The sequence below is a fragment of the Curtobacterium sp. MCJR17_020 genome (genome assembly GCF_003234365.2).
Classification (GTDB): domain Bacteria; phylum Actinomycetota; class Actinomycetes; order Actinomycetales; family Microbacteriaceae; genus Curtobacterium.
The window spans coordinates 3,199,506-3,222,259 of the sequence record NZ_CP126260.1; the positions used below are offsets into that span (position 1 = coordinate 3,199,506).

A 22,754-nucleotide genomic window follows, 5' to 3' on the forward strand; every position below is an offset into this window, starting at 1 on the left:
GCCTCCACGGTCCTCAATACGGTACCCCCCTAGGGTATTCCCTCCGATGGACGCGCGGACACGAACGAGGGTATTCACGTCGCCGTGCCGTCGATGTCATGCTTTCGACCATGACCGATCCGGCGACGAACGGCTTCCGCAGACTGCGGTTCGCCGACGGCGACGGCTCCGCCTACTCCGACATCTTCGAGGCGGAGTACCACGGATCCGACTTCGCCTCGGACACCTACGCGACCGACGACACCCGCTACGAGTACACGGTGGTGGGCGACGACGACCTGACGCTGCGGACCATGCGCGCCGAGGGCGGTCGACGCGGCGGGGTGATCGGGGCGCGGGAGGACCACGTCGTCTTCTGGCTCACCAGGGGCCGGCTCGAGATGCACTTCCCCGACCGCACGCGCGTGGTCGAGCCCGGCAGCCCGTACATCGCGAGTGCGTCCGAGGCGTACCGCTTCGAGTCCGACGGCACCGTCTACAACGGCGTGCACATCGCGGACTCGTTCCTGCGGACCGTCGGGCGCGACCTCGGCTACCGGCTGCCGGACGGCCCGCTGCTGTTCGACCAGCAGGACGAGGTCATCGCCCGCCGCGAACCGCTGCGCCACCTCATCGGGGAGCTCGGCCCGGCGCTCGTGGACGACCGCGTGGTCGGTCCGATGCGGACGGCGCTGAACCGTCGGCTGGCGATCGTCGTGCTCGACACCTTCCCGATCCGCAACCGCGGCGACGACGTCCCCGTCGCGAACCGCCTGCGCGACGCGATCCGCTACGTCGAACAGCACGCGGCAGAACGTCCGGCGGTGTCGGACATCGCCGCGGCGTGCGGGCTCAGTCAGCGGGGGCTGCAGGACGTGTTCGCCCGTACCCTCGATTCCACGCCGCACCGGTTCCTGCGCGAGCACCGGCTCGACCGTGCCCGGAGCGAACTCCTGCGCGCGGGCGACGACCGGGCCCCCGGCGCCGACGGGGTCGCCGTGGTCGCACGTCGCTGGGGGTTCACCAACCCGGGCCGGTTCGCCACCGCCTACCGCGAGCGGTTCGGCGAGGACCCCGCCGCCACGCTCCGCACGTCGCTGTCCGCACGACCCGACGGTGGTCGGTCCTCGTGGCGTGTCCGCCGCGCGGTGGCGTTCATCGAGCAGCACGCCGACGAGGACCTCTCCCTGCAGGACATCGCCGACGCCGCCGGGGTCCTGCCGCGACGCCTGCAGCAGCTCTTCCGGGCCGAGCGGGGCGAGTCCCCGATGGCCTGCGCCCGGGCGATCCGCGCCGCTGCAGAACGCAACGCGGCGGACGGAACACGCGAAACCGCCTGAGCGGACGGCCAGGGGGTACAGCCACATCCCCGTGTTCCCGCGGATTCCTGGATTTCTGCCGAATCCGAAAAGTCACGTGTGACGAATCTCTGGTGCAGCCCGTCTCATCCGTGAACAGCAACCGCTGGGAACGCCCGGCGGGTCAATCGGAAGGAACGAACCATGGCTGACTCCATCACCACCACCCCGGCCACCACCGCCGCGGCCCGGACCACCTCGCACGCCGGCTCGAACAGCGGCGTCACCGGCAAGACCGTCATCGACGACACCGTCGTGTCGAAGGTCGCCGGCATCGCCGCCCGTGAGGTCAACGGCGTGCACTCGCTCGGTGGCGGCGCAGCCCGTGCGATCGGTGCGCTCCGCGACGCGATCGGCCAGCGCGACTTCGGTCAGGGCGTCAAGGTCGAGGTCGGCGAGAAGCAGGTCGCCGCGGACATCGTCATCGTCGCCGAGTACCCGGTGTCGCTCCAGCAGGTCGCCGACGGCGTCCGCAGCAGCGTGGCCCGTGCCCTCGAGCAGATCGTCGGCATGGAGGTCGCCGAGGTCAACGTGACCGTCCAGGACGTCTTCATCCCGGGCGACGACGACGACAACGACAACGACGAGAAGAAGGAAGCGCGAGTCGCATGAGCAACATACTGATCGGTGCCCTCATCGGTGCCGTCCTCGCAGTCGTGGCACTGCAGTTCGGGTTCTGGGGCTTCGTCCTGGTCATCGTCTTCGGTGCGATCGGGGCCCTCGTGGCCGCCCTCGCCACCGGCAAGATCGACCGTGGCGCCCTGACCGACGTGCTCACCGGGCGCCGGAGCTCCCGGTGAACGCCGGCCCGGACGTCGTCCCGGGCCGCGTCGAGATCACCGCTCGTGCACTGACCTCGCTGGCGCGGGCCATCGCAGCCGAACGGCTCGGCGCCCCCGCCAAGCGGGTCAGGGTCGGTCTCGGAGACGCGGCCGGAGCGATGGCCCTCGACGTCACCGGCCCCATCGCCGCGGGCGACGACCTCGTCGCCCGTTCGGCCCAGGTCGCCGACGAGGTCAAGCGCCGCGTGAGCGAACTCACCGGCCGCCGCGTCGGCAGTGCCCACATCGAACTCACCGGGATCGTGCGCGAGCGCGAGTCCCGAACCCGGTAGGAGACCATCATGAGCAACGGTTCCGTCGAACGACGCATCCGTCGTCGGAGCGTGCACCGCTCCCGCTCGACCGCCGTGGCGGTGGCGCTGGTGGTCCTCGCACTGGTCGCCGCGTGGATCGGCACGGAGTCGGTCCTGCGGGCGATCGGGCGGCCTCCGCTCCTCGCCGACCCGCAGACCGCCGTCGACGCCGCACTGCAGCCCGACGCCGCGTTCGTCACGATCGCCGAGGTCATCGCCGTCGTGCTCGTCGTCCTGGGCATCGTGCTGATCGTCCTGGCCCTGAAGCCGGGCCGCCAGCACCGATCCGTCGTCCAGCACGACCGTGGCGCCGTCGTCATCGACACCCGCATCGTCGCCTCGACCGCGGCCAACGCCGCCGGGACGGCCGCGGGGGTCCCCGAGGGCAACGCCTCGGCCACCGCCCGCGGTCGCCGCACCGACGTCCGGATCGTGCCCGTCACCGGCATCCCGGTCGACGAGCAGGCCGTGCAGGCAGCCGTCCGCGACCGCCTCAGCGGTCTCGACGAGCGGTTCGGCCAGAACATCCGCGTCCGCATCGACGAGAAGGGGACCCTCGCATGACCAAGAGCAACCGGACCATGAACCGGATCATCCTCTTCGTCCTCGGCCTCGTCGCCGTCGTCGTCGGTCTCACGATCGGCGCGGGCGTGCTGCCCGCCGTGCAGGACGCGATCAAGCCCTACGTCGACCTGCCGAGCAACCTGGACGTCCCCGCGTCCTCGCTCTGGATCGTCGCCGTCGCCTGCGCCGTCGTCATCGTGCTCGCCCTGGTCTGGGTGTTCACCCGCGGCGGGGGCGGCACGTCCGTCGCCGTCCGCGAGCGCTCCGGTGAGGACGCCGTCACGGTGAACGTCGCACTCGTCCGCGACGTCGTCGAGCACGAGCTCGCCGGGGTCCGCGACGTCGTCGGCTCCCGCGTCGACACCTACCTGGTGCGCAAGCAGCGTGCCGCTCGCATCCGCGTCGCGGTCCGCCGCGGCGGGGACGCCGTCTCGGTGCTCGACGCCGTCGACCGCGCCGTCGCGGTCCTCGACCGCACGCTCGGCCGCCAGGTGCCCGTCCTGGTCCACCTCACCGGTGGGACCCGTTCGGCGCTCGCGAAGTCGACCCGCGTCCACTGACACCCGTCAGCCGGACGCGACCCCGGGCCTCCCGGCCCACCGAAGACCAACGCAACACCCACCACCGGGCGAACGCCCACCGACGAAAGGACCCCGACATGGGACTCGACGACAAGATCAAGAACGCAGCTCAGGACATCGCCGGCAAGGCGAAGGAGGCCGTGGGCAAGGCCCAGAACGACGACTCCAAGGTCGCCGAGGGCCAGAAGGACCAGGCCTCCGCGAGCGTCAAGAAGACCGGCGAGGACGTCAAGGACGTCTTCAAGAACTAGGACGCTCGATGCGTGTCGGGGCACTCGCGACGTCGAGTGCCCCGATGCGTTCCGCGGACCCGAACGAGGAGGAACCATGCAGCACGACCCCCATGCGCACACGCAGGTCACCGAGGTGGCCCTGCCCGCAGAACTGACGGAGCCGCTGCCCGACGACGCGACCCCCGCGATGCTCATCGCGCGCACCGCGGCGGAGACGGCGCTCGGCGTGCCCGGCGTGCACCACCTCGGCGGGACCGTGTCCCGAGCCGCCGACGAACTGCGGAAGCGGCTCGGCCGCTCCGCCGGGACCGCCGGCGTGCAGGTCGACGACGAGGACGGCACCTTCGCGGTGCAGGTCTCCGTGATCGTCACCTACCCGCGGAACGTCCGCGAGGTCGCCGACGAGGTGAAACGACAGGTCGCCGCAGCAGCCGGCCAGGTCGCATCCGTGCCGACGACCGTGGACGTGCGCGTCCTCGACGTGCACGGACCGTTCGACGACGAGCCCTCGCCCGTCGAGCGCGCGGCCACCGCCGTCGGCGATGCCGTGCAGGACGCCGCCAAGGCGACGAGCGAGACCACGAAGCGTGTGGCGACGGCGACCGTCGACGCCACGAAGCAGGCGGCCGACGCAACGGCCGAGGCGACCAAGCGCGCCGCCGACGCCACCGCCGACGTCACGAAGCAGGCGGCCGAGGTCACCGCAGACGCCACCAAGCGTGCCGCCGACGCGACGGTCGACACCGCTCGACGCGCTGCCGACGCGACCGCCGACACGACCAAGCGCGCCGCCAGCGCGACGGCCGACGCCACGAAGCGTGCCGCCGACGCCACCGCCGACGCAGCGGAGCGGGCCGTCGACGCGACGGCCGACACGGCAGGTCGTGTCCAGGACGCTGCATCGGACGCACTCGACCGCGCGTCGGAGGGTGCCCGCGACGCCGCGGACACCGCGCGCGATGCGGCCAGCCGCGCACGTGCGGCCGTCGCCGACGAGGACACTGCCACCCCCGTCGTGGCCTCCGAGACGGCTGCCGACGCCGCCGTGCGCGCCGCCGACTCCGCTGAGGACGCCGCGCAGGACGCGGCCGACGCCGCAGCCGACGCCAGTGAAGCAGCCCGGGCCGCCGCCCGCGGCACCGACCAGCCGGCTACCCCGGCTGCACCGACCGCGGACCGACCGTGACCACCGCCTGGTCCGGCGGTCGTCGGCCCCGCACCCGTCGGCCCCGGCCGCGCGGCGTGTGGATCGCCGGTGGCATCGGCGTGGTCCTGGTCGCCGGGGTCCTGCTCGGGGCGTTCCTGCCCCTGGTCGGGTTCCTCGGCGGCGTCACCGCCACCACCGCCGGCCTCGTGCCGTTCCCGTTCGTGCGGGTCACGGTCGTCGCGGTGCTCGGCCTGGTCGTCGTGCTGGCGCTCCTGGCGCTGGCGCTCACCCGGCGCCACACCACGACGGCGACGATCTCGGTCGTGCTCGCCGTCCTGGTGAGCATCGCCGTCACAGTCGTCCCCGTGGTCCTGGTGGCCGTCGGTTCCGCCGACCGTGCTGGCGACGTGTGGCCGATCGTCACCGAGCTCTGGCAACGCTTCACCGGCTGATCCGCCGGCACCTGCACCACCGACCAAGGAGTCCCACCATGCGCAACCGCATCATCGTCATCGGCCTGATCGTCCTGATCGGGTTCTGGTTCGGCTCCCGCGCGAACCGCCCGGTGATCAAGACGTCCAAGGGCGAGACCGTCCGCAAGGCCTGGAACGACCCGCACGCCCGCAAGGCCCGCAAGAAGCTGGGCAAGAAGATCGCCAAGGCCGCCAAGCGGCACAGCTGACGACCTGGAGGCCCGGATCACCTGCGCCGATCGGCGCGTGTGATCCGGGCCCCGCGTCCGCTACCCTCGCGACGTGAAGCGTCTCTCCCCCGGCCAGCGCTGGGTCATCGGTCTCGGCGCGTTCGCGCTCGTCTGTCTCGTCGTCGGCATCATCGGTCTGGTCGTCGGCGTCACGAACCGGTACGGGTGCCTCTCGGACGGAGACGTCTGGCCGCAGGAGCGCTGCCTCGGCGACGACTCCGGCATTTTCTGGGGCAGCGCCCTCGGCATCATCGGCCTGCTGCACCTCGGCTTGACCGGCCTGGCCGGTGCGCTCGTCTGGACCTCGACCCCGGCCATCGCTCCTGGCCCCGCTGAGCGCCCCACACCGGGCGCCGGTGAGACTCACCGGGTGTTCTCGTACGGCACGCTGCGGCAGCCGCTCGTGCAGGAGTCGCTGTTCGGCGGCCACGTGCCCACCACCCCGGACACGCTGCCCGGGTGGCGACTCGACTGGGTGGCGATCACCGACCCCGAGGTGGTCCGGACGAGCGGCTCGGACCTGCACCCGATCCTCCGCCGGGGTGCACCAGACGACGTCGTCGAAGGTGTCGCTCTGACCCTCGGCTACGAGTGGCAGCTCCGCGCGGTCGACGACTACGAGGTCGCGGACTACCAGCGCATCCGGGTCGAGCTCACCTCGGGCCGGTCGGCCTGGGTCTACGTCGCGGCCGACGAGGTCTGAGCCCCGTTCGCGTGTGCGCGAGACTCGGGCTGAGCGACACTCCTCGGGGCGCAGCGTCCGAGCACTGTCGCTCAGCGCGAGACTCGGGAGCCGTCCGCCGCCGCGGCCGCCGCCAGGCGCGCGAGGCCCTCGTCGATCGACACCGACGGGGACCACTGCAGGTCGGCTCGGGTACGGCGCTGGTCGAACCAGTGCGCCGTCGACAGCTGCTCGGCGAGGAACCGCGTCATCGGCGGCTCGTCCTGGCCCGGGCGCACCCGCCACACGGCCTCGACGAGCGAGCCCGCCGCCCGCGCGACGGCAGCCGGCACGTGCCACCGCGGCGCAGGCACACCTGACGCCGCGCAGATCCCGGCGAGCAGGTCCGCGACCGGTCGGGGCTCGCCGTTCGTCACGACGTAGGCGTTGCCGTGCACGTCGTCGTCCGCCGCGTGCTCGAGCGCCGCGACCATGGCCGACGCGGCGTTGTCGACGTACAGGGTGTCGATCAGGGCGGCACCGGAGTCGAGCAACGGCAGTCGCCCGGCCCGTGCCCGCTCGACGATCCGGCCGATCAGCTGCGTGTCCCCCGGCCCCCACACCAGGTGCGGCCGGACGGCGACGACGGCGAACCCCGGAACGTCGGCGTCGAGCGCGAGGAGTTCGGCCGCAGCCTTCGTGCGGGCGTAGTCGCCACGCGCGTGCTGCGGTTCGGCGACGCCCGCTCCGGCGCCGACGAGCGACGACCCGGTGTGCGCGACCGACGGTGACGAGACGAACACGAACCGCCGGGCACCGGCACGACGTGCGGCGTCGACGAGTGCTCGGGTGCCGTCGACGTTCACACGGGCGAAGTCGGCCGGGTCACCGGCCAGGGAGACCTTCGCGGCGAGGTGCACGACGGCGTCGACACCGTCGACCGCGCGTGCCACCGCGGCGGCATCGGTCATCGACCCGGCGACGTCCTGCACGCCCGCGACCCCTGACGGCCGTCGCTGGAACGTGCGGACCTCGTGCCCGGCGTCGCGCACGGCTGCGGCGGTCGCCCGACCGAGGAACCCGCTGGCGCCGGTGACCAGGACTGTCACGGGCGGACCATCCGTCCACCGGACAGCACCGCGGTCGCCCAACGGGACAGCCGGGCACGGTCGACCTTCGAGTTGTGCCGGATGTCGGTCGGCAGCACGGGCACGGTCAGCACCGCTGCGAGCGGGACCCCGGCCGCGGCACGGACCGAAGCGGCCAACGCCGGCGGAGCCAGGGCAGGCCGTCGGGCACGTCGCCCGCCGGTGGTCTCGACCACCGCGACGACCTGCTGCGTCCCGCGCGGGCCGATCCCCGCGACGCCGGCACGGCCGACCCCGGACACGCCCTCGATGCGCTGCTCCGGTCCGACCGGGGTGACGACACCGTCCGGGGTGGTGAGCACGTGCTGCATCCGCCCCTCGACCCAGAGGCGCCCGGAGGTGTCCAGGTGTCCGACGTCACCGGTGCGGTGTCCACGCGGGTCCTCGACACCGAAGCGCGCGACACGGTTCGTCCGCCAGAGCCGGTCGTAGTGGTCGCGCACGTGCGGTGCCACGACGACGATCTCGCCCGTGACGCCCGCCGCGTCGGTCAGCGCACCGGTCGCAGCACCCGCGGCGTCGAGCGGCGCGATCCGCACCCGCACGTTCGCCGCCGGGAGTCCGACGCAGATGCCCTCGTCGTCCGAGGCCGCTGCCGACCGGACGCCGTCCAGGTCGACATCGGTCATGAGCAGCCCCTCGGTCATGCCGTAAGGGGTGTGCGCACTCGCGTTCGGCATCAGCTCGGTCGCCGCGGTCAGCAGCGCGGCCGACACCGGGGCGCCCGCCGACAGGAACAACCGGACGCGCGCGAGCGCCGCACGGTCGGCGTCGGTCAACTCCGACGCCGTCGCCACGACGTTCGCCAGTGCCGCCGGCGACAGGAAGACCACGGTCGCGTCGGCCGCGGCCACCGACGCCGCGACGGCGCGCGCCGTCAGGGTCCGGGGCGCGGAGACGTCCATGTCCGGGGCCACCGACCTGGCACCGAGGGCCGGTCCGAGCAGCGCGAAGGGGGCGAAGCCCGCGACGAGGCCGGTGCCGACACCGATGTCGTACTGGGCCGCCAGCACGTCGCGGACGGCACCGAGCTGTCCGTGCGTGTAGACGACGCCCTTCGCCGGTCCGGTCGACCCGGAGGTGAACAGGATCGCGGCCGGAGCGTCGGACGCCGGCACCGTGGGCAGCACGGAACCGTGCGCGAGCCGACGGGCACCCCGCCGGGCGACGTCGACGAGCGTGTGCTCGACGTGCAGCGCACGGCGTGCGGGTGCGGGCAGCGGGACGGTCGCGATGCGCCGCCCCGGCCAGCCGAGTGCACGAGCGGCTCCGAGTCCGGGGAGCGCGCCGATGATCCAGTCGGGCCGGGCTCCGCGGACCGCGCGGGTCAGGCCGCGGAGCCCCAGTCCGGCATCCGCCACCACGACGACCGCGCCGATCCGGACACAGGCGTAGAGGACGGCCGTCAGGTCGGCTCCCGGGGTGACGAGCAGCGAGACCCGGTCACCGCTCCGGACACCGAGGTCGTCCAACCCGGCGGCGATCTCGTCCACCCGACGGGCGAGCAGACGCCACGTGATCGTCCGGGGGCCGCCAGCCGCGGCCATCTCGACCAGGGCCGGTTCGTCGCTGTCGCGCAGGTCCTCGAGCGCGGCGCCGAGCGGGCGGCTCACGTCGGTCGACTGGTCGGCGTCGACCGGGAGGCTCTTCTCGGCTGGAGCAGGCACGTGTCCGTCCGGCAGGCGGTCGCCGATCCAGTCGAACACCGCGCCCGCCACGTCGGCGTCGTCGGGGAGCAGGTGACCGGCACCCTCGAAGCGGTGGACGTCGGCCTGCGGCAGCCGCTCGGACAGGTCGTCGAGGTAGCGCTCCAGGAACACCGGATCGCGGGGACCCCAGAGCAGCAGCGCCGGGACGTCGAGCGCCGCGACCCCGGCGGCGATCCGGTCGAGCTCGGGGGCACTCCGGTGCCGGGCGTCGACGGGGATGTCCGCCACGAACCCGCCGATGCCGCCACGACGTGCCGCACCGCGGTAGGGGGCACGGTAGCCGTCGGCCACGGCACGGTCGAGCTTCGGGTGCGCGATGCCGAGCGTCGTCTCGAGGAACGCCGGCGTCACGACGGTCGCGCGGCCGAGCAGCCCCGGGCCCAGCGCCAACCGCAGCGGCGCCGGGATCGGGGCGTCGTCGGGCTGGTGCACGGCGGTGTTGCACGTCATCACGGCAGCCAGGACGTCGGGGTGGTCGACCGCCCAGCCGAGCGACACGACGCCGCCCCAGTCGTGGCCGAGGGTGACGACCGGGCCGGTCAGCCCGAGTTCGTCGGTCAGGGCACCGAGGTCCGCGACGCGCTGCGGCAGCCCCCGTTCCACCCCGGTGCGCTCCGAGAAACCCATGTCGAGCTGGTCGACGGCGACCACGCGCCAGGCCGGACCACCGGTCTGGGCGACCTCGAGCGAGGTGCGGAGCACCGACCGCCACAGGTACGACCACGTGGGGTTGCCGTGCACGCACAGGATGGTGCCGACCGGTTCCACACCGAGCGCGGCCAGGGACCCGGCCGTGTCGAGGAGGTGCCAGGTGCGCGCGGCGCGATCCGTCCCCACGGGCTCGGCCGGAACGCCGCTCCGCGAGCTCCACGACGCCCCGGAACCGGCCCACGTGGGCCCACCTCCCGAGCGGCTCTCGGACCATTCCGGGACCGTGACCAGGCGCGACCAGGTCGGGTCGAGTCCGGGCAGGGAGGGCGGCTGCGTCGCCGGAGCCGTGCTCGCGGCGACGCGGGGCAGCCGGGACCTCACCAGTGGAGTTCCATCATCGCCGTGTTGATGCCGGAACCGACGCCGCCCAGGAAGACGCGGTCACCGCGGCGGATGCCGCCGGACTCGACCTCGTCGGCCAGGGTGATCGGGATCGACGCCGGGCCGACGTTGCCGAAGCGCTGGTAGGTGGTGGGGACCTTGTCGCGCGGGATGCCGATCGCCTCGACGAACGCGTTGGTGTGCACGTCGGAGACCTGGTGCAGGACGTAGCGGTCCATGTCGGCCCAGTCGAAGTGGGCACGGGCCTCGGTCCAGGCCGCGACGACGAGCTCCATGCCGCCCTTGAGCAGCATCTTGGCGTCGGTGAACATGCCGTCCACGCTGCCGACGCACAGGTCGTACCACTGGGTCGCCGCGCGGGTGACGCCGCCGACGATCCGGTGTCCTTCGGGGTGCAGGTCAGCCGGGCCCAGCACGGCGGCCGCGGCACCGGACCCAAGGGTCAGGCTCGCGAACTCGCTCATGAAGTCCTTGCGGTTCCGACCGCCCTGGTTCAGGCGGTCGATGGTGTTCAGCTGCACCTGGTCGGCGTCCTCGCCGTCGACGACGAGCGCGTACTTGATCTGACCGGAGTCGATCATGCCCGCGGCGACGCTCATGGCGTTGACGAACCCCAGGCAGGCGTTCGCGATGTCGAAGTTGATCGCGGACGACGGCAGACCGAGCCCGTGGTGCAGGCGCACGGCGACCGACGGCTCGAGGTGCGGACGGGTCACCGAGGTGTTGATCAGCAGGCCGATCTCGTCCGGACGCACCCCCGCCTCGGCCATGGCACGACGGCCCGCGTCGATGGCGGCGTCCTGGAAGGTCTGGCCCTCGCCCCAGTTGCGTCGCTCGATCACACCGGCGACCCGCTCGAGCAGTCCCATCGGCAGGCGGAGGCGGCGGAGCACGCCGCGCAGCCGCGCTTCGATGTCCGCAGAGGTCGTCACGCGTTCGGCGGTCGTCGTCGCCACGGACAGCAGCGAGACGTTGTGGTGCTTCGCCGTGGCGTTGCCGGGCTGCTCGGGTTCGCTGCTCGGCGCCCGGTCACTGCTCGCTGCCCGGTCGACCGGCCGTTCCGTCATGATCGTCACCGACACATACTTCCTCATTTCACCTGTGTGTGCAGTCCGGCTCGGCTGGACGCGCGGTGTCAGGCGTCCTTCGGGAGCTTCCGGATCTTGCTGCGACGGCGTCGACGGTCCGGCACCATCGAGCGCATCTCCTCGAGCTTGCCGAAGCAGAGCAGCCGGTCACTGGCCTGCAGCTCGACGCCACTGCGCGGGTTCGGGATGACTGTCGCGCCCCGGTGCAGGGTCAGCACGGTGATGTCCCGGTCCCACAGTCCGGACTCCTTGATCGTCTTCCCGACCAGGTCGGCGTTGGTGTGGACCAGCAGCTCGGCGACGCCGTAGCCCGTCGAGACGCTGAGCCGCTGGCGCACGTCGATCTCGGGGAAGGCGACCTGGTTGCCGATGAAGTCGATGATCGCGCCGGCGACGTCGAGGCCCGTCGCACGCTCGATGCCCTCGAGCCCCGGTGACGAGTTGACCTCCATCACGAGCGGACCGTCGTTGCCCTCGAGCATGTCGACACCGGCGACCTTGAGCCCCATGATCTGCGCCGACCGGACCGCGACCGCCTCGTACTCCGGCGACAGCGTGACCTTCTCGACCGTGCCGCCACGGTGCACGTTGGAGCGGAACTCGTCCCCCGACGCCGTCCTGCGCATCGCGGCCACCACCCGGTCGCCGACGACGAGCGCGCGGATGTCACGGCCGCGGCTCTCCGAGATGAACGACTGGATCAGGACGTTCTGCTTCGTCGAGTGCAGGGTCTCGACGATCGACTCGGCGACCTTCTCCTCGGGTGCCAGGATCACGCCGATGCCCTGCGTGCCCTCGAGCAGCTTGATGACGACCGGGGCCCCGCCGACCCGTTCGATCGCACCCCGGACGTCGGCCCGGCTGTTCACGAACGTCGTCGCGGGCATGCCGATGTGGTGGCGGGACAGGATCTGGTTCGCCCGGAGCTTGTCGCGGGAGTTCGTGATGCCCGTCGCGGTGTTCGGCGTGTACACGTCCATCTGCTCGAACTGCCGGACGACGGCCGTGCCGTAGTAGGTGATCGAGTTCCCGATCCGGGGCAGCACCGCGTCGTAGTCGGACAGCAGTCTGCCGCGGTACAGCAGGTCCGGGTCCTCGCCGGACAGGTCGATCGCGAACCGCAGGGTGTTCAGGACCTTGACGTCGTGGCCGCGGTCGAGCGCCGCAGCACGGAGGCGCTGGGTCGAGTACGCCTGCGGGGCGCGGGACAGGATGGCGAGTTTCATCGAGGGGTTCTCCGCGGGGTGGGATCGACGGCGACGGTCCATCCAAGCACGCGAACACGACGCTCGGGCGTACGACAGGATGGGCACATGGCCCGTGCTCCGAAGCCCCCCGACGGCGGGCTCGTCGTCGCCGGCTGGCGCGAGTGGGCCGGCCTGCCGGACCTCGGCCTGCCGTGGATCAAGGTCAAGCTCGACACCGGTGCACGCAGCTCGGCACTGCACGCGTTCGACCTCGAGGAACTCCCGGGCGACCGGGTCCGGTTCTCCGTGCACCCGTGGCAGGACACCGATGCCGACGCTGTCACGATCGAGTGCGACGTGCACGACCGGCGCATCATCCGCAGCTCGACCGGGCACACCCAGGAGCGCATCGTCGTGCTCACCACGATCACCCTGGCCGGGCGCGCCGTCGAGTCCGAGGTCACCCTGAGCAACCGCGACCAGATGGGGTTCCGGATGCTCGTCGGACGCGAGGCGCTGCGACAGGGGTTCCTCGTCGACCCTGCGAGGTCCTTCATGGCCGGACGGGCTCCGAAGGAGATCCGGCGGCGCAACCGCGGGCGCGGCTGAGCGCTTCGCCCGCACGCGTCGCGTGCCGTGGGCGCGACCGGTCGACGGCCTGGAGGCGCGGTGCGGGGCCGCCACGGGCCTCCCGTCCGCCTCGGTGACCGCCCAGGGCGCGGGTCGGGTCAGCGACCGAGGTGGCGGCCGAGGAAGGCGAGCTGCTGCGGTGCCAGGCGGCGCCAGTAGCCGTGCGTGTGGGCGCCGGGCTCGAAGCCCCCGGCGGGCGGCGTCGCGAAGCCGTCGACGTAGGCGTGGGCCGCCGGAGCGAACCCGTCGCCGTTGCCGCAGTCGACACGGACCGCGACCCCGTCGAGCGCGCGCTGCCGACCGAGGGCCGTGTTCGCACGGAAGTCGGCCGCGTCGTCGAAGGCTCCGCGGGCGGTGTCCGCTGCTGACGTCCAGAGTGCGGGGCTGATCGCCGACACGGCGCGGACGCGGGACGCACCGAGCACCCCGCCGAGCCGGAGGGCACCGAACCCGCCCATCGAGTACCCGGTCAGCGCGAGCCGGTCGGTGTCGAAACCACGCCGAGCGATCCGGGGCAGGAACTCGTCGACGACCATCGCTGCGGGGTCGTCCCCGTCGGAACGGTGGTGCCAGTAGCGGTTGCCACCGTCGATCGAGGCGATCGCGAACGGAGCGCCGCCACCCTCGATGTGCGCCGCGAGGAACCGGTCCCAGCCGAGTTCCCGCCCGAAGAACGCCGCGTGGTCGTCGCCGTAGCCGTGCAGCGCGACGGCGACGGGCAACGGGGTGTCCGACGCCGGGGCGGCGATCGTCCACCCGACGGTCCGTCCCTTCCGCGCGGTCGACACGAAGGTGCCGGAGACCGATGGGACCGGGGTGATGTCGGGGATCGTGCCGTCGGCACCGTTCAGCCCGAGGAGGCTGTACACACGCGTCCGCCCCGGCAGCAGGTCGAGGTTCACCGCCTCGGCGGCTGCACCCGCGGCGACGATGCCGACTCCCCCGATCAGCAGCGACCGACGGGTGATCGTCGCCGCACGCGAGCGGGTCATCCGCGGGGCGCCGTTCCGTCAGAGGTCACGCGCTGCATGACGAGGGTCGAGGAGAGTCGCTGCACACCGGGCAAGATACCCAGCGTGGCGTCGGAGAACCCCCGGGGCGCTGTCGAGCGGTCAGGCTGCTGCGACGAGCGCCGCGGCGATCGCGCGCGCCGTCGCCGTGCCGACCGACGGATCGCGCAGGCGCATCGCGAGGTACCCGGACACGACGAGCAGCAGCTGATCGGCCAGGGCCCCGGCGCGCTCGCCGACGACGGGCGCGGCACGTTCGGTCAGCCGGGTCCGGAGCGCACCGGTCTCGCGGTCGAGCACCTCGTGCACCTCGGCAGGGGCGTCCGCGTACTCGGCAGCGGTCCCGAGGAACGCGCACCAGCGCGAGCCGGCGGCGGTCGACCGGTAGTCGTCGAGTGCGTCGAACACCGCGAGCAGGCGACCACGGTCGTCCGGAGCGGCCTCGACCGCGCGGTCCCACGTGGCGAGCCAGTCGTCGTGCCGGCGATCGAGGGCCGCGGCGACCAGGGCTTCCTTGCTCGCGTACCCGCGGTAGAGCGTGGCGCTCGAGATCCCGGCGCGGTCGAGCACGACGTCGATCGGGGTGGCGGCGATGCCCCGCGTGAAGAAGAGCTCCTCGGCCGCGTCGAGCAGCCGCTGCTCGGTTCCTGGACGCATCGCCATGCAAGCACCCTAGGCTCTCAAAAGTGAAACGATCGTTTTCGTTACGACAGTGGGTGTTCCTCGGCAGCGGGCTGGCCCTGATCGCTGCGACGTACGGGCTGGTGCGCCTGGCGTTCGGACTCTTCCTGCCCGACGTCCAACGCGACCTCGGCCTGCGCCCGGAAGCCGCCGGGTGGGTCTCCTCGGGCGCCTCGGCGATGTACTGCGTCGGCGCGGTGGTCGGGTTCCTGGCCGCCGCACGCGTCCCCCGGGTGCTCGTCGCCGCAGCCGCCGGGATCGCCGGGGTCGGCGCGCTCGCGATGGCAGCGGCGCTGGGGCCGTGGTCCTTCGGGATCGCCGCCGTGCTCGCCTCGACCGGAGCCGGGCTGGCCTCACCGGCCCTCGTGCAGCTCGTGTCGCTGGCGGTGCCGGGGCCCGCGCAGGGAACGGCGCAGGCGGTCGTCAACTCGGGGACCGGTCCGGGGCTGGTCGCCGCCGGGGCGCTCGCACTCGTGCTCCTGCCGGACTGGCGGACGGCCTGGGCGTGGTCCGGGGTCTTCGCACTCGTCGTCGGCGTCGTGCTGCTGGTGGTGTCCCGTGGGAGCGAGTCCGGCGGTGACCGGCCAGCCGCACCGGGGACGGCGTGGTTCGCGGCACACCGACGGGTCATCGCGCTCGCGCTGCTCTTCGGTGCCGGGTCGGCGGTCGTGTGGACGTACGGCCGCTCCGCGCTGGTCGACGCGGGCGCGCCCGTCGTGGTGTCGGTGTCGGCGTGGATCGCGCTCGGGGTCGGCGGTGCTGCGGTCGCCGTGACGGCTCGGTGGACGAGCGGACTCCGCGCACGGACGCTCTGGGCGGTGACCGCGGGCGCCGTGGCAGTGGCCGTCGTCGCACTCGGGCTCGCGCCGCAGTCCACGGCGGTGGCGATGCTGGCGTGTGCGGTGTTCGGCTGGGGCTACACGGCGGCGACCGGCGCGTTGATCGCCTGGACGACCGAGCTCGACGCTGCACGGTCGTCGGCGGGGACGTCGATGCTCTTCGTCGCGCTGGTGCTCGGGCAGGCCGTGGGAGCGGCGGCGGCGGGCGTGCTCGTCGGCACGTCGGGCTACGCGGTGACGTTCGTGATCGGGGCGGTCGTCACCGCGGCGAGCGCCGTGCCCGCCGTGGTCGGCAGGCGCGGAGGCCCTCCGCACGGTGACGCCGCCGTCACAGCAGCGGGCGCAGCTCGATCTTCCGGTTGCACGCCTGCGACGCCTCGTGCGCCACACCGAGCGCCGTCTCGGCGTCCGGCAGCTCCATGACCCAGAACCCCGCGACGAACTCGGCGGTGTCGGCCACCAGTCCGGGCGTGGTGTCCGGACCGCCACCGCGGGCGTCGACGACGGTGCCGTCGGCGGGGGCGGACACCCCGGCGGCGAACACGACGGCGTCGCCCAGGCGTTCGTTGAGGGCGTCGACCGCCGCGGCCTCGGTCTGACTGGCGGACTCCGTGCGACCAGCAGCCTCGGCCTGCCCGTCGTCGATGACGTTGACGAGGAACTGCATGGTGACTCCCCTGCTCGTTGGCCGGAGGCTACTCCCGCCCGGGGCCACCCGCTAGCGTTCTCTGCATGGGGACGACGGCGGAGTGGTCACGGCTGCCCGTGGGGCGCCGCGAGCACCGCCAGGACGCCGTGCTCGCCCTGGTGCTCGCCGCCGGCCTGACGATCACCACCGTCCTGTACGGGGCGTCCGGCATCTACGGCGACGACCAGGCGGCCTGGTGGGTCTCGGCCCTGATGATCATCGCGAACGCCGTCCCGATCGCGTTCCGCCGCCGGTTCCCGATGTCCGCTGCCGTGGTGTCCGCGCTGGCGTTCGCGGCCACGCAGCTGCTGCACGTGCCCGAGGTGTTCCTGGTCAACTTCACCCTGTTCATCTCGCTGTACTCCGTCGGTGCGTGGTGCGCCGACCGGGTGCGGGCCGAGGCGGTCCGGTGGGTCGTCATCGGCGGGATGTTCGCGTGGCTGTTCCTCGCGATCTCGTTCGGCTGGGCGGTACCGAACGCACTGCCCAACGACGAGGGCGCCCTCATCCCGCCGTACATCGCGTACTCGCTGCTGAACATCGTGATCAACGTCATCTACTTCGGCGCCGCCTGGTACGCGGGCAACCGGGCGTGGGCCTCGGCCGTCGCCCGGCACCAGCTCGACGAGCGCACCGCGGAGCTGGCAGCCGAACGGGAGCGCAGCGCTGCCCAGGCAGTGACGATCGAGCGCGTCCGGATCGCCCGCGAACTGCACGACGTCGTCGCCCACCACGTGTCGCTGATGGGCGTGCAGGCCGGCGCCGCCCGACGGGTCATCGACCGTGATCCCGCGCAGGCGACGGCGTCGCTCGGCGTGGTGGAGGAGAGCGCGCGCACCGCAGTCGAAGAGCTGCGGCGGATGCTCGGCACCCTGCGGTCGGCGGACGAGCCGGGCGCCGGCGACCCCGGTGTCGGGGACGGTCCGAGCACCGAGGGCATCGCCCGCATCGGTGAGCTCGCCGAGTCCGCCCGGGTCGCCGGTCACCCGACCGAGTACGTGGTCGTGGGCGACGAGCGTCCGGTGCCGCCGACGGTCGCCGCCGTGGCGTACCGGATCGTGCAGGAGGCCGTGACGAACGTCCTCAAGCACGCCGGCCCCACCGCCCGCGCGGACGTCCGGCTCCGGTACCTCGACGACGGCGTCGAGGTCGAGGTCACCGACGACGGGCACGGCGACCGTGCTGCGCGGAACCCGTCGGGCAGCGGCCTCGGGCACATCGGCATGCGGGAGCGGGTCGCCGCGGTGGACGGACGGATCGAGATCGGGCCACGCGCCCGGGGAGGCTACCTGGTGCGGGCATGGCTGCCGACGACGTGAACGAGACGAACGACCCGAACGGCGCGACCGACCTGACGATCGTGCTCGCGGACGACCAGGAGCTGGTGCGGGCCGGGTTCCGCGTGATCCTGGAGTCCGAGCCGGGGTTCCGGGTGATCGGCGAGGCGCCCGACGGAGCCCGTGCGGTCGAGGCCGTCCGGACCCTGCGCCCCGACGTGGTGTGCCTCGACGTGCAGATGCCCGGCGTCGACGGACTCGAGGCCGCACGGCGGATCGCAGCGTTGCCGGACCCGCCGGCGGTGCTCATCCTGACGACGTTCGACAGCGACGACGCGCTGTTCCAGGCGCTCGAGGCGGGTGCCAGTGGCTTCCTGCTGAAGAACGCCTCCCCCGAACGGCTGATCGACGCCGTCCGGACCGTCGCGGCCGGGGACGCCTTGCTCGCACCCGACGTCACGCGGCGGGTGATCAGCCGGGCGACGGCCGCACCGGTGGCGAGCGCGCGGACCGCGGACGGCGCGCTCGCAGCAGCCGGGCTCACCGAGCGCGAGACCGAGGTGCTCCGACTGCTTGCCCGAGGCCTCAGCAACGCCGAGATCGCCGCCGAGCTGTACGTCGGTGACGCCACCGTGAAGACCCACGTGTCGAACGTGCTGCAGAAGCTCGTGCTGCGCGACCGCATCCAGGCCGTCGTCTGGGCGTTCGAGCACGGCGTCGCCGGCTGACCGAGCCCGACTCGCCGACCGGCCGCCGCGAAGTCCGACGTTCCACGAGACGTTCGACGCGTGGAACGTCGGAAGATGCACACGCATTACGTGCGGGTGCATGTTCCGACAGAACGCGAGACGTTCGACGCGTGGAACGTCGGAAGATGCACACGCATCCGGCCTGGAGGCCCGTCGCGGCACCTCGGGACGACGCCGCCCGCCCGCCCGCTCCCCCGCGCGGTGGAGTCGACCACCCACCCAAGTCCCGCCGGACGGCGGAGGCGACCCGTGCCTCCCGACCAATAGCGTCGACGCAGGCGGCGCGGGCCGTCGCGAGAGGGGTACGACATGCTCACCATCGAAGGGGTGACCAAGCACTTCGGCGACCGCCGGGTGCTCGACGACGTGGGGTTCACGGTCGGCAACGGCCGCCTCACCGGGTTCGTCGGCGGCAACGGCGCCGGCAAGACGACCACCATGCGCATCATGCTCGGCGTGCTGCAGGCCGACGCGGGATCCGTCTCGATCGACGGCACCGCGGTCCGGCCCGCCGACCGCCGCCGCTTCGGCTACATGCCCGAGGAACGCGGGCTGTACCCGAAGATGCCGGTGGCCGAGCAGATCACCTACCTGGCACGGTTGCACGGCGTCGACAAGCGCGCGGCGACCACGCGGACCACCGAGCTGCTCGAACGGCTCGAGCTGACCGGCCACGCCGACGACGCCGTCGAGAAGCTGTCGCTCGGCAACCAGCAGCGGGTGCAGATCGCCGCGGCCCTCGCCCACGACCCCGAGGTGCTGGTGCTCGACGAGCCGTTCTCGGGCCTCGACCCGATGGCGGTCGACACGGTGCTCGGTGTCCTGCGCGAGACCGCGGCCCGGGGCGTCCCGGTGCTGTTCTCGAGCCACCAGCTGGACGTCGTCGAGCGGCTCTGCGACGACGTCGTCGTGATCGCAGGCGGCACCATCCGTGCCGCCGGCCCGCAGGACGAACTCCGCAAGCAGGCCGGCCCCGCCGCCTGGGAGCTGCTCGTCGACGGTGACGTCGCCTGGCTCCGCGACGAGCCCGGCGTGACGGTCCGCGAATTCGACGGCGGTTACGCCGTCTTCGAGGCCGACCCGTCCACCGCCCAACACGTCCTGCAGCGGGCCGTCCAGCACGGCACCGTCGGCTCGTTCGCCCCGCGGGTCCCGCGGCTCAGCGAGGTCTTCCGGGAGGTCATCCGATGAACGACTCCTTCGTGCAGGCCGTGCGGCTCGTCTCCGCACGCGAGATCCAGGCACGCATCCGCAGCAAGGCCTTCGTGGTCTCCGCCCTCATCCTGATCGGCATGGTCGTCGCGTCCATCGTGGTCGGCGGCATCGTCGGCAAGGCCACCGCCGACGACACCACGCCGGTCGCCGTGGTCGACGGTGTCTCCCTGCCCACCACCGCGGGCCTCGACGTCACCGACTCCACCTCGGTGGCGGACGCCGAACGGCTCGTGCAGAACGGCGACGTCGACGCGGCGATCGTGCCGTCCGACGACCCGCTCGGCTACAAGGTCGTCGGCCTCGACGAAGCCCCGACCGACGTCGTCTCCGCGCTGAGCGTCACACCGCGGATCGAGCTGCTCGACCCGGACGCGCTGCCCGGCGGACTCGTCTACCTCATCGCCATCGCGTTCGGCGTCGTGTACTTCGCCTCGGCCGTGACCTTCGGCCAGTCCATCGCGCAGAGCGTGGTCGAGGAGAAGTCGACCAGGGTCGTCGAGATCCTGATGTCCGCGATCTCGGCCAGGGCGCTGCTCGCCGGCAAGGTCCTCGGCAACAGCGTGATGGCGTTCGCGCAGATCGTCGCCGTGGCCATCGCCGCGGTCGTCACCCTGGCGGTGACCGGGCAGGACAACATGTTCTCGATGCTCGGCCCGAGCATCCTGTGGTTCGTCGGGTTCTTCGCCGTCGGCTTCGTGCTCATCGCGTCGCTGTTCGCCGCGGCGGCCGTGCTCGTGTCGCGTCAGGAGGACGTCGGCAGCGTCACCACGCCGGTGATGATGCTCGTGATGATCCCGTACATCCTGATCATCGTCGCGTACAACAACCCGACGGTGCTCGGCATCATGTCGTACGTGCCGTTCAGTGCACCGATCGGCATGCCGATGCGGATCTTCCTCGGCACGGCCGAGTGGTGGGAGCCGATCCTGTCGCTCCTGATCGTGGTCGCCGCGGTGGTCGTGGTCGTGCTGGTGGGCGCGCGCGTCTACGAGAACGCGCTGCTGCGGACGGGCAGTCGCGTGAAGCTGACGGAGGCGCTGCGCGGCTGACGCCGCCGGCCCGGCAGATCGGACGGGAGGCCCGGATCACGTGAGCAGATCGGCTCACGTGATCCGGGCCTCCTGTCGTCAGTCCGCGCGCACCGAGAAAACGTCGCCCGGCTGGCACCCGAGCTCCTGGCAGAGCCGGGTGAGCGTGGAGAACCGGATCGCGCGTGCCCGGTTGTTCTTCAGCACCGACAGGTTCACCACGGTCACCCCGACCCGGTCGGCGAGCTCGGTCAGCGTCGTGCCCCGAGCGGCGAGCAGCTCGTCGAGGTGGCAGACGACCGCGTGACCGTCCTCCTGTTCCGGGGGCATCAGACCAGCCCGGACTGGTCGCGCACCATCCGCTGCGAGGCGGTCAGGGCGAACCGGAAGCAGATGACGACGAGCAGGCCGAGGTACACCGGCACGAACTGGTGGTCGACGTCGGGCGTCGGCAGGCGCCCGTCCCAGCCGAGCCCCGACACCACCCAGTTCCACCCCATCCGGCGGACGAACTGGGGCACGAACCCGGCCACCAGCACCGCGGCCGCGAGCCAGTCAAGGATGCGGGTCGTCGATCGGTCGAACAGCCCACCGCGCGAGATCTTCCACGCCACCGCCGCCACGAGGGCGATGAGCGCACTGACGAACAGGACCTCGAGCGCGTCACCGACCCGGATGTACCCGATCGCCCCGGTCGGCACGTCCGCGATCGGGGCCCGGAGCACGAGGTGTTCGGCGGTGACGGTCACACCACCGGGCGGCTGCGGGACCTCGCTCGTCGCGGTCATCCGGACGGGCACCGACACCGTCCCGGAGCTGAGCGAGCGGACGAGCAGGTCGACGTACCGCCAGACGACGAGCGCGATGCCGATCACGCAGCAGGCGACGTAGGCGAGGTAGGAGTTCCGTCCGCGGGGCGGTTCGTACACGGGTGCGGTCATGGCGTCTTCCCTTGTCGATCATCGATACCATCGAATTTCGATACAACGATAAACGATGGGTCGGACCGGTGCAAGACCCCGTCCCGCTCCGACCTACAGCAGGCCGAAGACCGCCTGCGCGCCGAGGCTCGTGCCCGCCACGAGCACCCAGAGAGCGATGCCGAGCAGCATCGGACGGAAGCCGGCACGTCGCAGCGCCGCGAAGTCCGTCGAGCACCCGATCGCCGCCAGGGCCACCGTGATGAGGAACGACGCCGCGGTCGAGAACTCCGGGGCAGCGTCAGCCGGCAGCACCCCGACGGTCCGGAGCAGCACCACCACGAGGAACCCGATCAGGAACCACGGGACCAACCGGAACACGCGGAACCCGCTGCGCGACCCCGTGTCCGGCGCGAGCTGCTCGCGGGAGGCGCGTCGGGCCTCCAGTCCGGCCAGCCCGATGACGATGGGGATGATCATCAGGGTCCGCACCAGCTTCACGACGACCGCCGTGTCGGTCGCCTGGCGACCGTAGACCGTCGCGGTGGCGACGACGGACGACGTGTCGTTCACCGCCGTCCCCGCGAACACGCCGAAGGCGTGCTGGCTGAGCCCGACGGCGTGGCCGAGCAGGGGGAAGGCGAACACCGCGGCGATGTTGCAGAGGAAGATCGTCGACATCGCGTAGGCGACGTCCGCGCTGACCGCACCGATGACGGGCGTGACGGCCGCGATCGCGGACGCACCGCAGATCCCGGTCCCCACGCCGATCAGGGTGCGGAGGGCGCTCGACACCCGCAGCAGACGGCCGATCCCCCAGGCGGCACCGAGGCACACCACGAGGGTCGTCAGCATGACCGGCAGGGTCTCGCCGCCGATGCGCAGGACCTCGCCGATCGACAGCTGCGCGCCGAGCAGGACCACCGCGAACTGCAGCACACGGCTCGACGAGAACTTGACGCCGGGAGCGAGCACGGCGAGGGTGCCGCCGGTCCGGCGACGGACGAGCCAACCGAGCACCGCGCCGATCAGGACGGCGGGGACGGGCCCGCCCACGACCGGGACGACCGATGCGATCAGGGTCGCGACGAGGCCGATCGCGACGGCGACGGCGACACCGGGAGCGGCGGTGCGGGCGAACTGCATGGGAACAGCATCTCGTGCTCGCGGC

27 protein-coding genes are annotated in these 22,754 nt (G+C 72.4%); 17 read left to right on the forward strand and 10 right to left on the reverse strand.

The features are described from left to right. Positions 1–110: 110 nt before the first annotated feature. The 11 genes from DEJ14_RS15165 to DEJ14_RS15215 all read left to right on the forward strand — a co-directional run bounded on the left by DEJ14_RS15165 (position 111) and on the right by DEJ14_RS15215 (position 6,403). Entirely contained in the window at positions 111–1,319 is a 1,209-nt protein-coding gene (locus DEJ14_RS15165) for an AraC family transcriptional regulator (RefSeq protein ID WP_146249712.1), read from the forward strand. Between the two features lie 162 nt (positions 1,320–1,481). After that, positions 1,482–1,949 (forward strand): Asp23/Gls24 family envelope stress response protein, encoded by a 468-nt coding sequence (locus DEJ14_RS15170; protein WP_111084754.1) that lies wholly within the window; start codon positions 1,482–1,484, stop codon positions 1,947–1,949. Continuing rightward, a complete protein-coding gene (locus tag DEJ14_RS15175) occupies positions 1,946–2,137 on the forward strand; it encodes a DUF2273 domain-containing protein (RefSeq protein ID WP_111084755.1) in 192 nt (63 codons plus the stop codon). The genes DEJ14_RS15170 and DEJ14_RS15175 overlap by 4 nt, the downstream gene beginning before the upstream one ends. Further along, the gene (locus DEJ14_RS15180; RefSeq protein ID WP_111084756.1) at positions 2,134–2,451 is read left to right on the forward strand and encodes a hypothetical protein; all 318 of its coding nucleotides are present in this window, start codon (positions 2,134–2,136) and stop codon (positions 2,449–2,451) included. The genes DEJ14_RS15175 and DEJ14_RS15180 overlap by 4 nt, the downstream gene beginning before the upstream one ends. Positions 2,452–2,460: 9 nt before the next feature. Next, positions 2,461–3,036 (forward strand): DUF6286 domain-containing protein, encoded by a 576-nt coding sequence (locus DEJ14_RS15185; protein ID WP_111084757.1) that lies wholly within the window; start codon positions 2,461–2,463, stop codon positions 3,034–3,036. Further along, positions 3,033–3,596 (forward strand): hypothetical protein, encoded by a 564-nt coding sequence (locus DEJ14_RS15190; RefSeq protein ID WP_111084758.1) that lies wholly within the window; start codon positions 3,033–3,035, stop codon positions 3,594–3,596. The genes DEJ14_RS15185 and DEJ14_RS15190 overlap by 4 nt, the downstream gene beginning before the upstream one ends. Positions 3,597–3,694: 98 nt before the next feature. Next, entirely contained in the window at positions 3,695–3,868 is a 174-nt protein-coding gene (locus DEJ14_RS15195) for a CsbD family protein (protein ID WP_111084759.1), read from the forward strand. A 76-nt stretch (positions 3,869–3,944) separates the two neighbouring features. Then, positions 3,945–5,036, forward strand: coding sequence for an Asp23/Gls24 family envelope stress response protein (locus tag DEJ14_RS15200; RefSeq protein ID WP_111084760.1), 1,092 nt, complete (start codon positions 3,945–3,947; stop codon positions 5,034–5,036). Then, a complete protein-coding gene (locus tag DEJ14_RS15205; protein ID WP_111084761.1) occupies positions 5,033–5,449 on the forward strand; it encodes an MFS transporter permease in 417 nt (138 codons plus the stop codon). The genes DEJ14_RS15200 and DEJ14_RS15205 overlap by 4 nt, the downstream gene beginning before the upstream one ends. Before the next feature lie 38 nt (positions 5,450–5,487). Beyond that, positions 5,488–5,679: a hypothetical protein gene (locus DEJ14_RS15210; RefSeq protein WP_111084762.1), complete on the forward strand. Its 192-nt coding sequence runs from the start codon at positions 5,488–5,490 to the stop codon at positions 5,677–5,679. Between the two features lie 73 nt (positions 5,680–5,752). Beyond that, positions 5,753–6,403 (forward strand): gamma-glutamylcyclotransferase family protein, encoded by a 651-nt coding sequence (locus tag DEJ14_RS15215; RefSeq protein ID WP_258373220.1) that lies wholly within the window; start codon positions 5,753–5,755, stop codon positions 6,401–6,403. A 71-nt stretch (positions 6,404–6,474) separates the two neighbouring features. Here DEJ14_RS15215 and DEJ14_RS15220 read toward each other — a convergent pair whose 3' ends face one another. Genes DEJ14_RS15220 through rimK form a run of 4 tightly spaced genes read right to left on the reverse strand, consistent with a single transcriptional unit; the run spans position 6,475 to position 12,585 of the window. Further along, the gene (locus DEJ14_RS15220) at positions 6,475–7,470 is read right to left on the reverse strand and encodes an NAD-dependent epimerase/dehydratase family protein (RefSeq protein ID WP_111084763.1); all 996 of its coding nucleotides are present in this window, start codon (positions 7,468–7,470) and stop codon (positions 6,475–6,477) included. Then, positions 7,467–10,250: an alpha/beta fold hydrolase gene (locus DEJ14_RS15225; RefSeq protein WP_284179563.1), complete on the reverse strand. Its 2,784-nt coding sequence runs from the start codon at positions 10,248–10,250 to the stop codon at positions 7,467–7,469. The genes DEJ14_RS15220 and DEJ14_RS15225 overlap by 4 nt, the downstream gene beginning before the upstream one ends. Then, positions 10,247–11,365, reverse strand: coding sequence for a 3-oxoacyl-ACP synthase III (locus DEJ14_RS15230; protein ID WP_228505810.1), 1,119 nt, complete (start codon positions 11,363–11,365; stop codon positions 10,247–10,249). Before DEJ14_RS15230 ends, DEJ14_RS15225 begins: the two co-directional genes overlap by 4 nt. Before the next feature lie 41 nt (positions 11,366–11,406). Then, positions 11,407–12,585, reverse strand: coding sequence for a 30S ribosomal protein S6--L-glutamate ligase (rimK, locus tag DEJ14_RS15235; RefSeq protein WP_111084765.1), 1,179 nt, complete (start codon positions 12,583–12,585; stop codon positions 11,407–11,409). An 87-nt stretch (positions 12,586–12,672) separates the two neighbouring features. Here rimK and DEJ14_RS15240 point away from each other — a divergent pair, with 87 nt between their 5' ends. Then, positions 12,673–13,155: an ATP-dependent zinc protease family protein gene (locus tag DEJ14_RS15240; protein WP_111084766.1), complete on the forward strand. Its 483-nt coding sequence runs from the start codon at positions 12,673–12,675 to the stop codon at positions 13,153–13,155. A 119-nt stretch (positions 13,156–13,274) separates the two neighbouring features. On the opposite strand, the gene DEJ14_RS15245 is transcribed toward DEJ14_RS15240, so the two are convergent. Continuing rightward, positions 13,275–14,168: an alpha/beta hydrolase gene (locus tag DEJ14_RS15245; RefSeq protein ID WP_220036398.1), complete on the reverse strand. Its 894-nt coding sequence runs from the start codon at positions 14,166–14,168 to the stop codon at positions 13,275–13,277. Positions 14,169–14,288: 120 nt separating this feature from the next. Next, a complete protein-coding gene (locus DEJ14_RS15250; protein ID WP_111084767.1) occupies positions 14,289–14,849 on the reverse strand; it encodes a TetR/AcrR family transcriptional regulator in 561 nt (186 codons plus the stop codon). A gap of 23 nt (positions 14,850–14,872) precedes the next feature. Between DEJ14_RS15250 and DEJ14_RS15255 the strand changes: the two genes are divergently transcribed. Continuing rightward, entirely contained in the window at positions 14,873–16,129 is a 1,257-nt protein-coding gene (locus DEJ14_RS15255) for an MFS transporter (RefSeq protein WP_181437465.1), read from the forward strand. On the opposite strand, the gene DEJ14_RS15260 is transcribed toward DEJ14_RS15255, so the two are convergent. Continuing rightward, a complete protein-coding gene (locus DEJ14_RS15260) occupies positions 16,035–16,373 on the reverse strand; it encodes a YciI family protein (RefSeq protein ID WP_111084769.1) in 339 nt (112 codons plus the stop codon). The two genes, DEJ14_RS15255 and DEJ14_RS15260, sit on opposite strands and share 95 nt — an antisense overlap. A 65-nt stretch (positions 16,374–16,438) precedes the next feature. On the opposite strand from DEJ14_RS15260, the gene DEJ14_RS15265 reads away from it, so the two are divergent. The 4 genes from DEJ14_RS15265 (at position 16,439) to DEJ14_RS15280 (ending at position 20,684) form a co-directional block, all read left to right on the forward strand. Then, on the forward strand, positions 16,439–17,713 hold the full coding sequence (locus tag DEJ14_RS15265; protein ID WP_258373221.1) for a sensor histidine kinase: 1,275 nt from the start codon (positions 16,439–16,441) through the stop codon (positions 17,711–17,713). After that, positions 17,695–18,399 (forward strand): response regulator, encoded by a 705-nt coding sequence (locus tag DEJ14_RS15270; RefSeq protein ID WP_111084770.1) that lies wholly within the window; start codon positions 17,695–17,697, stop codon positions 18,397–18,399. Before DEJ14_RS15265 ends, DEJ14_RS15270 begins: the two co-directional genes overlap by 19 nt. 330 nt (positions 18,400–18,729) lie before the next feature. Further along, positions 18,730–19,611 carry an ABC transporter ATP-binding protein gene (locus tag DEJ14_RS15275; RefSeq protein ID WP_111086643.1) on the forward strand — a complete coding sequence of 294 codons (882 nt, stop codon included), beginning with the start codon at positions 18,730–18,732 and terminating at the stop codon, positions 19,609–19,611. After that, complete coding sequence (locus DEJ14_RS15280; RefSeq protein ID WP_111086644.1) at positions 19,608–20,684, forward strand: ABC transporter permease; 1,077 nt, start codon at positions 19,608–19,610, stop codon at positions 20,682–20,684. The genes DEJ14_RS15275 and DEJ14_RS15280 overlap by 4 nt, the downstream gene beginning before the upstream one ends. Before the next feature lie 78 nt (positions 20,685–20,762). On the opposite strand, the gene DEJ14_RS15285 is transcribed toward DEJ14_RS15280, so the two are convergent. The 3 genes from DEJ14_RS15285 to DEJ14_RS15295 all read right to left on the reverse strand — a co-directional run bounded on the left by DEJ14_RS15285 (position 20,763) and on the right by DEJ14_RS15295 (position 22,729). Further along, positions 20,763–20,993 (reverse strand): helix-turn-helix domain-containing protein, encoded by a 231-nt coding sequence (locus DEJ14_RS15285; RefSeq protein ID WP_111086645.1) that lies wholly within the window; start codon positions 20,991–20,993, stop codon positions 20,763–20,765. Beyond that, positions 20,993–21,604, reverse strand: a complete 612-nt coding sequence (locus tag DEJ14_RS15290) for a hypothetical protein (RefSeq protein WP_111086646.1) — start codon at positions 21,602–21,604, stop codon at positions 20,993–20,995. Before DEJ14_RS15290 ends, DEJ14_RS15285 begins: the two co-directional genes overlap by 1 nt. A 93-nt stretch (positions 21,605–21,697) precedes the next feature. Then, a complete protein-coding gene (locus tag DEJ14_RS15295) occupies positions 21,698–22,729 on the reverse strand; it encodes a YeiH family protein (protein ID WP_111086647.1) in 1,032 nt (343 codons plus the stop codon). Positions 22,730–22,754 lie beyond the last annotated feature (25 nt).